This window comes from Algivirga pacifica (assembly GCF_039543525.1).
Taxonomy (GTDB): Bacteria; Bacteroidota; Bacteroidia; order Cytophagales; family Flammeovirgaceae; genus Algivirga; species Algivirga pacifica.
Genome location: NZ_BAABJX010000017.1, coordinates 133,732 through 147,968, shown reverse-complemented (window position 1 = coordinate 147,968; position 14,237 = coordinate 133,732). Strand labels below are relative to the sequence as shown.

Annotated in this window: 8 protein-coding genes; 6 read left to right on the top strand and 2 right to left on the bottom strand. The window is 39.4% G+C overall.

Translation table 11 applies throughout. The features are described 5' to 3' along the window. Positions 1-130: 130 nt before the first annotated feature. Entirely contained in the window at positions 131-757 is a 627-nt protein-coding gene (locus ABD985_RS04770; protein WP_345369644.1) for a hypothetical protein, read from the bottom strand. 324 nt (positions 758-1,081) lie between these two features. Between ABD985_RS04770 and ABD985_RS04765 the strand changes: the two genes are divergently transcribed. Then, positions 1,082-1,690 (top strand): SRPBCC family protein, encoded by a 609-nt coding sequence (locus ABD985_RS04765; protein ID WP_345369642.1) that lies wholly within the window; start codon positions 1,082-1,084, stop codon positions 1,688-1,690. Between the two features lie 50 nt (positions 1,691-1,740). Here the strand turns inward: ABD985_RS04765 and ABD985_RS04760 are convergent, their stop codons facing one another. After that, positions 1,741-3,090 carry a hypothetical protein gene (locus ABD985_RS04760; RefSeq protein ID WP_345369640.1) on the bottom strand — a complete coding sequence of 450 codons (1,350 nt, stop codon included), beginning with the start codon at positions 3,088-3,090 and terminating at the stop codon, positions 1,741-1,743. A 478-nt stretch (positions 3,091-3,568) separates the two neighbouring features. Here ABD985_RS04760 and ABD985_RS04755 point away from each other — a divergent pair, with 478 nt between their 5' ends. From ABD985_RS04755 to ABD985_RS04735, 5 genes are all read left to right on the top strand, one after another. Beyond that, positions 3,569-9,097 (top strand): Ig-like domain-containing protein, encoded by a 5,529-nt coding sequence (locus ABD985_RS04755; protein ID WP_345369638.1) that lies wholly within the window; start codon positions 3,569-3,571, stop codon positions 9,095-9,097. Positions 9,098-9,242: 145 nt separating this feature from the next. After that, positions 9,243-9,752 (top strand): hypothetical protein, encoded by a 510-nt coding sequence (locus ABD985_RS04750; protein ID WP_345369636.1) that lies wholly within the window; start codon positions 9,243-9,245, stop codon positions 9,750-9,752. 120 nt (positions 9,753-9,872) lie between these two features. Next, a complete protein-coding gene (locus tag ABD985_RS04745) occupies positions 9,873-12,401 on the top strand; it encodes a penicillin-binding protein 1A (RefSeq protein ID WP_345369634.1) in 2,529 nt (842 codons plus the stop codon). 1,220 nt (positions 12,402-13,621) lie between these two features. Continuing rightward, positions 13,622-13,921, top strand: a complete 300-nt coding sequence (locus ABD985_RS04740; protein WP_345369632.1) for a hypothetical protein — start codon at positions 13,622-13,624, stop codon at positions 13,919-13,921. Continuing rightward, positions 13,918-14,187: a hypothetical protein gene (locus tag ABD985_RS04735; protein WP_345369630.1), complete on the top strand. Its 270-nt coding sequence runs from the start codon at positions 13,918-13,920 to the stop codon at positions 14,185-14,187. The genes ABD985_RS04740 and ABD985_RS04735 overlap by 4 nt, the downstream gene beginning before the upstream one ends. The last annotated feature ends 50 nt before the right edge of the window (positions 14,188-14,237 follow it).

Genomic DNA, 14,237 nt, shown 5'->3' with positions numbered 1-14,237 from the left:
GGTTAAAAGGTGTGCGAAAAAAGTATGGGCAATAGGTATCCGCTACAAGGAAGAGTAGGCTCCACCCATCGTATACTTTATTCTGAAAGCAAATTATTATTAAAGAATATGTAATTAAAGATTCTAATTTTTAAAAAACTGGTTCTATCCAATAGCACTTTTCCGTTTCGTCATAGGCGATAACCAAAGCCTTTTTACCCTTGGGTAAAATCATACTTTCATCTGCCGTCTTGACATAAATGGTCTGATGATAACTCCCTGCCTGTACTCTCGCTTGTCCCATACGCTCTGCTGATACTGGCAAGATCAACTCACATTCCTTACCCACAGCAGAGGTATCTTCCGCTTGTGTCATCTGCTGAAAAATACGCTTAAATGGCCAAGTAGAAAACTTGGTCAGGAATAAGGATAACACAATATTTGGAAAAGCTAATCCCATAGCCACAATTCCACTTTGGTTATCCATAAAATGATTGGAAAAAATGGAAATCACCCACATGAAAAGAAACCAAAAGCTACAGATGATCATGATTGGCATCTCCCCTACGTTGAAAAAGTGAAGTACTTGTGCAAATGCATTTCCATCCAAATGAACGTCTGTATCTACATCAGTATCCGCATCCACGTCCAGATCAACATCCAGAGTATCCAGATCCAATACTCCCACCAAAACACTTAACCAATAAAGTAGTACAAAGGCCATTAGTGCGGTAAATGGAAGGTTTATTGGTTGTAAGGCTGCATATAAAAAATCCATTGTTATTCGTTATTTAGTCTAGCTCGATCTCTACTTTCTCTATCTAAAGAGAAATACCATATCTCACATAAATACTAATTACGAACAAAATTCTAAGATAGTTACAAAATGCAATAAGATTATATACAATTAAAAAATCAATCAATCGATCTGTGCAATTTTTTATTTGAAAAATCACATTTAAACATTCAGTTAAAAACATCTATTAATACCGTAAAATACAATTCTATAGAATACACTACACAAGTACAGTGAATACATTCCTTTCCGTTATTTTGGATCTTGCACATCATTTATTAACCAATGACTATCCTTCGATTAACTATGAAAAAGTCCAGCGGAATAACCCTCGGATTACTAATACTATTACTCACTACTCTAGAAGTACAAGCCCAGGAAAACCAACCATGGGAACTCGTAAACCAAGCCGATAACATTGAAGTATACAACCGTCCTCACCCTTCTTCTTGCTTCAAGGAATTCAAGGTCATCGCCCGCATTAAAGGGAGTTATCTGGAAAAAGCAAAAGGAATCTTATTGGACTTTAACTCTTATCAAAGCTGGATGCCTGCCTGCAATCAAAGCAAGCTAATCAGTACTGAAGAAGAGTCTTATTATCATTATACTACTTACGACGCTCCTTGGCCCGTAAGTAATCGAGATCTTATTTTAAATGTACAAATGGAAGAAAGTATAGACAGTGTGATTGTATACCAACAAGCTGCTCCTGATTTCCTTCCAGAGCACAAGGGGTTTACGCGTATCGGCAAGTTCTCCGGTTTTTGGGAACTGGTACAAGAAAATGAATGGTTTACCATTACGTATCAAGCCAGTACGGATCCTGGTGGAAAAATTCCATCTTGGTTATCTGATATGTCTACAGCAAGAACACCTTTAAAAACCATGCAAAACCTACTCAGTAAATTACAATAAAAAAGGTCACCAATTGGTGACCTTTTTTTATCAATAGGATATTGTGGTGATTATTCCTCTATCTCATAACCCATCCCCAAACCATCATAGAATGAGCCAGACTTAATCTTATAATTATCATCTAGTTCAATCTCAGGAAGAGATGTGACATTGTTATTATCAAACTCGTGTACTGCAGGAGTTCCACCACTATAAGTGATCATTTCTGCTTCTCCTCTTGGAGAGAACTGATTGTCTCTAATCGTCACTCTATGTTCTGAGATCATTGATTTAAACAAAACTCCCTCATAATCACGGAAGAAGTTATTAGAGATTTCCAATGTTGCATTGGCATCAACTCTCTTTTCAGTTTTCAGGAATACTCCTTCTACATCATTACCACTACTAGAAAGGTAATTATTACTGAAGATAATATCATGTCCCCCCTTAATGAAAAGGAATCTAGATTTGGTCTTGCTGATAATATTACCATAATACGCTCCTGTAGACCAGTCCCCAATTTGGAAACCTTGATTCTGCATCGGTACATCTCCAACACCACCATTTACCATGGTATTATTATATACCCTAATATCACCCGTAACGTTGGCTACCTGGAATAAATCCCACCCTGTGTCGTGGATCAAGTTATTATGCACTCTCAATGTTTGAATATCGTGTGCATTGTCTACTGCTGTTTGTCCAATATACATCCCTTCTCCATGTACATCATGAATATGGTTATGGTGCAGATAAACGTTCTTCATCGTCCATCCCTTGGCATTATCCGTCTTGGCTAGAATTCCTGCGAACCCTGTGTTCTCAATATGCGTATAAGCTACCTCAAAGTCAGAAGAGTAGTTATCAAAAGAAAACCCACTTGAACCTGATTCAGAGATATGGATCCCGTAATATATCTCCGGATTACCATTTCCCAATACACGAATATATTGCGTATCCAAGAACTTGACTGCGTGTTGTCCTGCATCTGCCGAAGCAATCTCTACCTTATCTTTGTTAATAATTACAATAGGTTCTGCTTCAGTTCCTTTGAAACCAATCATTGTCAATCTTGGTCTCGGTCCAGTTCCCTCACGGAAAGCCAAAACAGTTCCTGGCTTGTTCCAGTCTGCTTTTTCAGAAGCTCTCACGTAAATATCTGATGGTTCAATCCAATGATCGACCTTTACAACCTCTCCGTCCAAAAGTACCTCGTCATCGGCCAATTCTATATCCACAATAGGTCCATTATTCTCCTCTTCTGTTTCTTCATCTCCCCCATTGTTGGTTTCGTCTCCTCCTTCTACGGTCTCGTTATCAGTAATCTTTTCTTGATGCCCTAACTGATCTGAACAAGACACTCCTAAAAATATCACTGAAGAACTCAACAATGCGCTCACTAATATCTTTCTCAACTGCATAAGCCTGTTTGTTTAATGAATTGTAACACTCTGTTTATCAATCCGATTGAAAGCATGATTGATGATTGTTGTTATTCACTTACTTAGACACAAATCAGGCCGTAATCGTTGTATTATTCCGCTAATAGGCGTTAATAGCCTTAAACAACTTTAAAGAAACCGGTTGCATAACTCTTTTTTATCAGGTTTTAACATTGTATAATACTACTTATGAGTCAATTTAATAGCATAATTCCCTGATCACTGCCCTTACATTTGAATCCATAAAGGCTTTACATTGATAGAATCGTAGTCGAATATTTTTGATGAAAAGTTCCCTCAATACCTACTTTTTAAAAAATATTAACAATGCGTCTCTATTTCAAAAATTAAATATAGGTACCTTCAAATAAACCTAAATGAGAAGAAAAACCATTCGGTGTCTTTGACGCTATTGCTCTGAAAAAAACACCATTACAACCCATTACAAACAACCACTATGAAAACGTATCAATACCTCTTTGTCCTACTACTGACATTAGGTTTCACCTCATTGAATGCCTGGTCTCAGGACTGTGGATGTGACCACACTATTCCAGTTGAACTACCCTCAGGAAAATGGGATGCTAAAGAAGTAGCACCCGGTGATACTATCTGTCTTGCAGCAGGAGTCCGTGATTACAGTTTACGCTTGGAAAATGTAAAAGGCATAGAAGGCAACCCTATTACCATCAAGAACTGCGGAGGGTTAGTCAAATTTGAAGTATCTACCGCTAAGGCCTACGCTATCCGTTTAGCCAACTGTTCTTTCTTTCGCTTTACTGGAACTGGAGACCCCTCATTAACCTATGGTTTTGAGGTCATTGGAGGTAGCATGAGTATACATGCTGAGGAGCGTTCCAGTAACTTCGAAATCGACCATGTAGAAGTACACGGTTCTAAGTTTGCCGGAATGATGATTAAAACGGACCCACAGTGCAATGACAGTTCTACCTGGGGAGAGAACTTCACAATGAGAAACATCTCTATACATGACAATCTAATTTATGATACCGAACAAGGGCAAGGTCTTTACATCGGACATACCTCTATTGCCAAGGGAGTAAAAAAAACCTGTGGCACACTCACTCCCCACCTTATCCACGGAGCCAAGGTCTACAATAACACCATACGCAATACAGGAGGAGATGGCATACAAGTAGGTGGAGCTACACACGACTGTGAAATTTATAATAACTATATCGAAGTCACTGGTACTTCAACCTTGAATAATAGTGCTGTTCAAAACCACGGTATACAAATTGGAGAAGGCACTGCAGGTACGTGTTTCAATAATACGGTCATTGATGCGCGAGCCAATGGCATTAACTGTATTGGAATAGGAGGAAATGTTATTTATAACAACGTGGTAGTCAATGCCGGTATGATGGGGATTGAGATTGATGAATATCCTGAAACCACCCTAAGCAGCAGAAGTTTTTATGTATATCACAATACTGTGATCAATGCAGGCATCAATAGTATGATGGTACAATCTGAGCTTATGCAAGGCAACTTTATTCATAATAACCTATGGGTTGCTTCTGGAGAAAATGCACTTTATGTCCCTCCAAACCATAACGATCTAACAACATTAGATACTGCAGGCAACTTAACCGTCACATCTATAGATCAGGTGGCCTTTGTCTCTCCTGCCAACCATGACTATAATTTAACTGCTACATCCACTAACATTATTGATAGAGGCGCTTCTGTAGCAAGCTTTCCATTTGATACTGATAAAGCAGGTAATCCCAGAGTTACCGGAGGTGCTGCTGACCCTGGAGCTTATGAGTACAATGAGATTATCCTGTTACCTCCGAGCGTAACCGCCGAGGAAATTTGTTCTGGACAAACAGCGGCACTTCTTATTTCCAATATTATTGATGAGTATACCTACTATTGGTATTCTGACACTTTATCCTCTGCTATTGCAGAAGGAGACAGCTTTGAAACAGGGCCTCTTACTTCTTCAAAAGATTACTATGTACAATCTATCAGGGGGGAAGAAGAAAGTACTTATCAGGTAGTCACTGTAAACGTAACAGCATCCCCTGAAACGCCAGAAATTGTCAACCTAAGTGATTGTGGTAGCAATAGCGCTGAGCTAAGTGTGCTGACCATAATAGATGGCCTTTCTTATAATTGGTATAGCAGTTTATCTCCAATGACACTTATTGGAAGTGGTAACAGTATTACTGTGGGAGATACCCTATCCACGATTTACTTACAAGCCTCCAATGGATCATGTGAAAGTGAGTTTACATCCATGGAATTATTTACTTCCATCACTCCTGAGACTCCTTCTTTATCGGAAATTATTGTTTGCTATGGTATGGAGGCTACGCTTTCAGTCGACGATCCCAATGACAGTCTTACTTACGAATGGTTTATCGATACACTTAGCAATACAGCAGACTATAGTGGCAGCAGTATTTATATAGAAGAAGTTGATAGCAGTGCACTTTATGTGCGTAGCAACTCCAATGGTTGTGTTTCTTCTTTTGTTTCAGTTCCTATGCAATTGTCGTCTATTGAGATTGAAGGAACTGTCACTGATAATAATATCACGATTTCTGTAAATGGTGGCAGTGCTCCTTATACCTATGCATGGTCCAACAGTAATGGCTTTATAGGGTCTTCCAAAGATTTGAGCGATGTAGCTCCTGATATCTATACCCTTTATGTTTTTGATGCAAACGGCTGCTCTACTGAAGAATCTTTTACTATATCAGCCATAGAATGTACCCTTAATGTGGCAATTAGCTCCAATGAAACTGTCCTAACAGCCTCTGCCAACGGAGGTACTTCAGAATACAGCTATTCATGGAGTGGCCCTAACGATTTTACAGCTACCGGCGATGAGATCACTGCTGTATCATCGGGACAGTATATTGTCATTGCTCAAAGTGGCAATTGTTTTGCCTCCGACACAGTTGACGTAGAAATTATGACTCCATGTGACTTACAAGTGGAAGGTAATGTAGTCAAAGATGTTATTTCCAGTAATGTTCAAGGAGGTACAGCCCCTTATACTTACCTTTGGTCTGGCCCCAATGACTTTAGCAGTACAGACTCAACCATCACTGCTCCTGTCTCTGGAAACTACATCCTGATTGTTAGCGATCGTGAACAATGTCAGGATACCGCCTCCTTTGAGGTATTCATCTCTGAGATCTGCTCTTTAGAAGTAAGCGGAACGGTTGACGAAGCAGCGATAACTACTTTAGTAGAGGGAGGTAACGGAGAGTATACTTATCTATGGGTTGGCCCTGAAAACTTCAGCTCCTCTGAAGCTAATATTGTCGCCCCTATTTCAGGAGAATATACGGTCTTTGTCAGTAGCAGTAATGATTGCTTCGCACAAGCTTCTTTCACGGTAGAAGTAAACACTCCCGTTTGTGACTTAAGCATACAAGCAAGTATCGTTGACTATAACATTTCCACTACAGTATCCGGAGGTTTTGCTCCTTATACCTATGTTTGGTCTGGGCCTGATAACTTCAGCTCCAATGAAGCTTCTATTGTTGCTCCTATTTCTGGTCGCTATACCCTTATCGTTACTGATAGTGAGCAAAGTTGCGCTGATACAGCTCAGTTCGACATTACAGTACCTGAACCTTGTCAGGTTAGTTTATCGGGTGTCATAAATGATAATATTATTACTACCAATGTGGAAGGGGGTTTAGCACCCTATACGTACAGCTGGTCTGGGCCTGATAACTTTACTTCAATCCAGAAAAACATCACCGCACCTGTTTCCGGCGATTATACTGTAATTGTTAAAGACGCCAATGATTGTAGTGACACGGCCTCTTTTAGTGTTACTATCCCTGAGGTTTGTGCACTTACAGCAGAAGGAGAAGTACAGCAATATTTTATTGATTTAAACAGTGGCGGAGGAACTGCACCTTATACCTATAGTTGGTCAGGACCTAACAACTTTTCGGCTACTACCGAAGATGTACTCGTACCCACTTCTGGTACTTATACCGTTACCGTCAGCGATGCTAATAACTGTAGTATAACTACCTCATTCCTTGTGGAAGCTGCAGAGGTTTGTGAGTTAAATATCAACGGTACTATTGATGGAAATACCATTACGACTTCAGTAAATGGAGGTTCAGGAAGCTATACTTACTTGTGGTCAGGCCCTGAAAAATTCACCTCAGAGGAGTCTTCCATTACTGCTAGCGTATCCGGTAAGTACATTGTATTCGTCAGTGAAAGTGATGGAAGCTGCCTGGATTCTGCTACATTCAATATAGAAGTTAAAGCTCCTTGTACCCTTCAGGTAGACGGTAGCGTACAAGGAGATCTTATTACAACCACTGTATCGGGAAGCAGCTCCACGTACTCTTATTTCTGGCAAGGTCCCAACAACTTTATTTCCAACAAACCTTATATTACTGCACCTACATCAGGTACGTATATTGTTTTCGTTAGCGATTACGAAAATTGTATGGATTCAGCATCCTTCCTAGTAGACCTTCCCGAACAATGTGACCTACAAGTAAGCGGAAGTATTACGGACAATGCCATCTATACCACTATCACAGGAGGAACAGCTCCTTATTCCTACTTCTGGCAAGGACCGAATAACTTTATTACCAACAAAGCCAATATCACCGCTCCGACTTCCGGAAACTATACTGTATTTGTCAGTGATAATAAGGGGTGTCTAGATTCAGCCACCTTTGCGATAAGTATAGAAGAAGAATGTGACCTTCAGGTAAGTGGTACAATCACAGACAACTCTATTGATATTACCACAACCGGAGGGAACGCACCTTATACCTATCAATGGTCAGGGCCGAATAACTTTCAGGCCAATACGGCTACTGTTGAAGTTAGTGCTTCTGGCCGTTACATGGTTATTGTATACAGTGGCGAGGAATGCTTTGACTTTGCTTATTTTGATGTAACGGTTTCCGATTCCACATCCAACGATAGCAGCTTTGTATGTACAATGTCATTGTTAGACAACTCTGTAGATAGTCTCCTCAGTGTGATCATCACAAATGGCACCGCCCCTTACTCCTATCAATGGTCAGGACCCAACAGCTTCAGTTCCCAAGACGAACAGATTATTGCGATTGACTCAGGACTCTATTATTTATTAGTCATTGATAGTATGCAATGTGTTAGTAATATTGCTATTAATTTCACTCCATCTATAACAGATAGTACAACACTTATCGCATGTGAAGATGTCTTCATGGAAGCTCTGGTCAAACACCGACACGCCTCCTCCAATGGTACAGCCGATGGATCCTTATCTATTACAATTGAAGGGGGGAACGCACCTTATACCTATCGTTGGTCTGGTCCTAACGGCTACTCATCCACTTCACCAAGCATTGATAACTTAGCCTCAGGAGAATATACAGTAAGCATTACTGATAATAACCTCTGCACTGAACGCTTTACCTATATGATTGGATATAGTAGCTCAGATAGTAATACAACCGAAGATAGCACTTGTCAACAAACTCCATTGATCGAAATTGCATCCGTACAGCTTCCCACAACCTTTGGTAGCACAGATGGTATACTAGCCGTTACCGTGACAGGAGGAGCTGCACGTTTGAGCTATGATTGGAGTGGTCCTAATGGATTTGCGGCAAAAGGTAGTACTATTTACGGTCTACAAGCAGGCATGTACCACTTAATGACCACAGATACTGAAGGGTGCCGACAGTACTTCTCCTATGCTTTCAATAGTAGACTTGGTGCCAAATCAGCTGAAACTACCTACTCAATTAGCCCTAACCCTGCCCAAAATGAGGTATTTATAGCAAGAGGCAAGCTAGGACAAAATACACCTGTGTACTTGTACAATACCAATGGACAAGTAATACATCAAGGTTACATAAGTGGAAATCAGTATAAAATTGATGGCCTTCAAACACTTCCTAATGGCGTTTACTTTATTCAAATACAGGAAGCTGAACAGAGTATCATGAAAAAAGTCATAATACAACATTAATCAATTCAGTTAATTACCCTAATGAAAAAACCAGCCCTTACAGCTGGTTTTTTTTATCTTATTTTTCTTTTCTTTAAATAAAACTTCTCCTTTGCATGTTTCTTGACTAGAGAACTCTTTATTCCTAGACTATAACTTTATTCTTATGAAACTACGAGTATATTTTTTCCTTTTAAGCAGCTTACTGTTTTTATCCCAATGTGACACCACCTCTACCGAAGAACCATTTAAAGGTGTTAATGGTACTTATAATGTGGATCTTAGTGATGCGGTAGACAAGCTTATAGAACAACAACAAGGAAGTACCGAACAGCAAGTTCTCGCCAAAAGCTTTATTAAAATCATGATAGCCTCCATCGAGGTTAATGTCCATTTTTTAGAAGGAGATAAATGTGCCATGGAACTAGACAAAAATCTTGTTCAAATGCTAGAGATACTAAGCAAGGACTCTATCCCTCTGCAAATCACATTGGACTATAAGGTAGAAAAAGATTCTATTCTATTACTAAAGCCTGAGAAACAAGAAACCTTCGAAGAAGTTGGCTCTGTCACAATGATCAAAGGTACTCCTGAAGATTTATTGATTCGTATTGATAAAAATGGGTATCAATTTGATTTGAAGCTTAATAAAGTGAAAGAAGAGCAAGAGCTATAAGATTTCCACTTATTAACAATCCTGTTCCTATCAAAATTACATTTTGGCAAGAAATTAGAGTATAAAAGAAGGACTCATTCATTTATCAAGAGTCCTTCGGAAAATCCCTAATTTTCAGCTATGATTAACAAACTATTCAAGCAACTTATCAGCTTCCTAACACCTTTACTTCCTTACCTTCTTCGTGGGCGAGAGGTCTTATTCCATCATGTAACAAAGGCATCCTATAAAGTCGTACACTACTACCAGGAATCTCCTCGCAAAAGAATTTTACAAACATTACAGCTACTCGTCGTCGGAGGGTTTGTTTTCACTCTTCTACTAACGACTAGCGTATACCTGGGACTTTTTGGAAAACTTCCTTCCAAGAAAGAATTGAAGCAAATTGAACATGCTCAAACTTCTAAAGTCTTTAGTGCCGATCAAAAGCTTATCGGGAAGTATTATTTCCAAGAACGTTCAGGCGTAGCCTATAAGGCTATTAGCCCTCACGTTATTCAAGCACTTGTAGCCACAGAGGATGAACGTTTTTATGAACACCATGGTATAGACTGGAGAAGTTATGCCCGTGTTTTAGTCAAATCTATCCTCATGCAACGAGAAAGCGCTGGAGGAGGAAGTACACTCAGTCAACAACTGATAAAAAATCTTTATCCAAGAGAGGATTGGGGTGTACTTAGTCTTCCTATCAGTAAACTCAAAGAAGCCATCCTAGCCTTAAGATTAGAAGAAGTCTATAGTAAAGAAGAAATTCTGACTTTATACCTAAACACCGTTCCCTTTGGAGAACGGGCATATGGTATACATACGGCCTCTGAACGATTTTTCAGTAAATCACCTAAGCAACTTAGTGTAGAGGAGGCTGCCGTGTTAATTGGTCTATTAAAAGCTACCTATTACTATAATCCACGACTCTTCCCAGAGCGTGCTCAAACAAGAAGAAATGTAGTGTTAAAGCAAATGGTCAAAAATGAGTATTTGTCTGAAAAAACCTATCAGAAACTGTCTTCTAAGCCTATACAGCTTCGTTATTCGTCTAATAAAAAGAATCAAGACTTTGCTCCTTATTTCAAAGAATATATTCGTCAAGAGGCTCAAAAAATCTGTCAAACGATCGAAAAAGAAGATGGAGAGTTCTACAACATCTATACCGATGGTGTCAACATTCATACTACGATTGACAGTCGTATGCAATCGTATGCCCAAAAGGCTAGTAAAACGCATATGAAAAAGCTTCAGGGACTCTTTGATCAACATTGGAAGGGAAGGGAACCTTGGGAGAAAACACCACAAGTCATTCAACAGGAGATCTATAAATCAGAACGTTATAAAGCGCTATCAGCAAAAGGTCTTTCCAAAGAGGAGATTATGAATAGCTTTAAACAACCCTTGAAAATGAACGTTTTCACCTGGCAAGGGGATAAAGAATTGAGCATGAGCCCTCTGGACTCTATCAAGCATTACCTAAGATTTCTGGATTGTGGATTCGTTGCGATGGATGCCGAAAATGGACATGTAAAAGCATGGGTGGGTGGTATTAACTTCGACACTTTTCATTATGACCACGTACACCCCAATGCCAAGCGACAGGTAGGGTCTACCTTTAAGCCCTTCTTATATGCCACGGCACTAGAAAATGGCTACACTCCTTGTGACTATTTTTCAAATGAAAAAGTCACCTATGAAGAATACGACAGTTGGGCGCCATCCAATGCCAACGGGCAACATGAAGGCTATTACTCCCTAAAAGGTGCCTTGATTAACTCTGTCAATACCGTATCCGTGAAATTAATGATGGAGGTCGGCCCTGAGCAGGTAGCAGAACAAGCCCGTCTTATGGGTATTCAGAGTACGATGGAAGAAGTACCATCTCTTGCACTGGGAACATCCTCCCTATCATTATTTGAGATGGCTAATGCCTATAGCCCTTTAGCCAATGGGGGGTATAAAGTAGCGCCAGTGATTATCACCTACATTACCAATAAAGAGGGAGAGGTGATATGGAGAGCTAGAAAAGAGCCTAGGGAAAGAGTCCTTTCCCGTAAAACCGCTCGCTATATGAGAGAGATTCTGCAAGGTGTTGTTGACAGAGGTACTGCCAAAAGTATCCGCACTTCCTATCGATTACCCAATGATATGGGAGGAAAGACAGGTACCACTCAATCACAAGCTGATGGATGGTTTATGGGCTTTACCCCTACCCTTGTAACAGGTACTTGGGTGGGGTCTGCTTATCCTTCCATTCATTTCCGAAGTACTCGTTTGGGTCAGGGGGCTGTCATGGCCCTGCCTATTTCTGCTAGGTTCTTCCAGCAATTGAATAGGGACTCTCGCTTCTATCATTATACCAGAAGTAAGTTTCCTGATACTAATTTCTTTAGCCAAAGGGCCCTGGACTGTGAGGAATTCAGTATGGAACCTATTGAAAGAAGAAGGAAAACATGGAATTTCTTCGATGGATTATTTGGTGGAGGACAATCTCCTGAACGCCTTTCTGATAATGAAGATGAAGATGTAAGTAGTCAGAGTAACGATGAACGTACGACCCCTTCTTCCCCAAGAAAAAATAACTATCCTACTTATAGAAGAAGGTATGAGGAGCCTCCTAAAAAGAAAAACTTTATTGAGCGTCTTTTTAACAGGCGATAAATATCTACATCCCTAGTGGACTAATTGCTAAGTTTCCTTATACAAAAAAGACATCTGCTCTAAGAGTTCAGTGTAGCCTGCGAGGCACGAGCAAGGCGAAACGCTCTTAGAGCTAAACAGCAGTAAACTAACAGTTTATTTAACGTTTAGTCCACTAGTTCAAAAGTAGTACGGTAAACCTTAACCGAGGTAGTAAACCGCTTGGTCCAAGAGCAATTCCTTACTCGTACCTCGTTCGGAATTTGAACTCTTGAACCAGTTCATCGCTTTTTCCTACTTATAGACAACTAACCGTGATAAACTCTAATGATATTTTTATAGTCCGGTCCGATGTCTATATAGAAAACACTTATTGCCTTTTAACTAAAGGTACTAATAATACAAGATTTTCTTGTACTATACCCCCTATCCTAAAAGAACGACCAAGACAGCCACAAAAATATCCTTCAAAAAAGTGGAGCACTTCCTTATTTCATATGTAAGATTTTACGTAATCAATTCTGAAATCAAGGTAAATCAATCCATAACACTGTAAACAACTAGTCTATATAAACTATGGCTGTAAGTACATTCACTATATACTCTTCTCTATATTCATCATAAATACTATGATCGAAGACCTTATTTTTCGACATATTATTCACTCCAAAAAATACCTCAGCAAAAAGGCTTCAAACGACTAATATTACCTTCCTTGATACTGTGCTTTTATACTCACATTTCTATTGTAAAGTATCTGAGATACTACAATGAATTAATGGAGGGGTACTTTAACAGTAAAATCACAAGGAAATTATAATCATATTCTTCACGTATTAAAGCATTAGAGATAGCCCATTTCCTGCCATGTTTACGCATAACTACTTAGGGCTTTCTTACATCTCAATACTACACAAACATCCTTATTCTTTACCCTTACTGCACTATTTGTGTCAGCAGCATTTCCAAGTTCACATCATCACAAAAATCCCACAGCATCATTTTGTTCACGGTAATTGTTTTCTCCTTGTAGGAAAATACTGAACAAGCATTTGTAAATAACCTTAAACAAAGAATAGTTTTATAACATAGCCAACAAGAAGAACAACGCGCATTGTTGATCAACTGATAACAATTAATCATTTACCTTAACCATTAAAAACACAGATCAACAACTTGTTATCTCCTTCGTTTCTGCCTTTTCAACGCAAATACTTTATAAATCCTTAAACAGCTATCTTATGTCATTAGAGACTTATATCGAACGATTAAACCGAATGGACAGCCTACTAAAAGCTAAGAGAACGGGACCTCCTAAGGCTTTTGCCCAAGAAGTTCAAATTTCTGAACGCCACCTCTACGAATTTTTGGAAGAAGTACAGTCTACGTTCAACACCGATATTCGCTACTGCCGTCAGGGTAAAACCTATTACTTCTTTCGAGAGGGCGATAGTATAGCAGTTCCTGTAGAGAAGCTAAAACCGAAAAAGCAGTTCCCCGTTAAAAATACTATTTCACCGCTAAGTGATAATCAAAAATGAAACAAGCCTTAGGGGTATTGGAAATAGCTAACCATATTTATCCACCAACCTTTAAAAAACATATTATGCCACTTGCCAGCTATGTAGAGGTAGTCAACAAAATGCAACAACTTATTCAACAGCAATGTACCGGTAGCCCTACGGAGTTTGCCAAAAAGCTCAATATCTCAGGAGGGGAGTTATTCAAGCGTATGCAAGACGCTCAAGCTATTTGGACGACGAACATTGGATATTCCAAAAAGAAGAGATCCTATTATTTCCTATAAAGAAGTAACACAAAGTCCATAATAGATCTACTTAGAACAATTAATCTTTA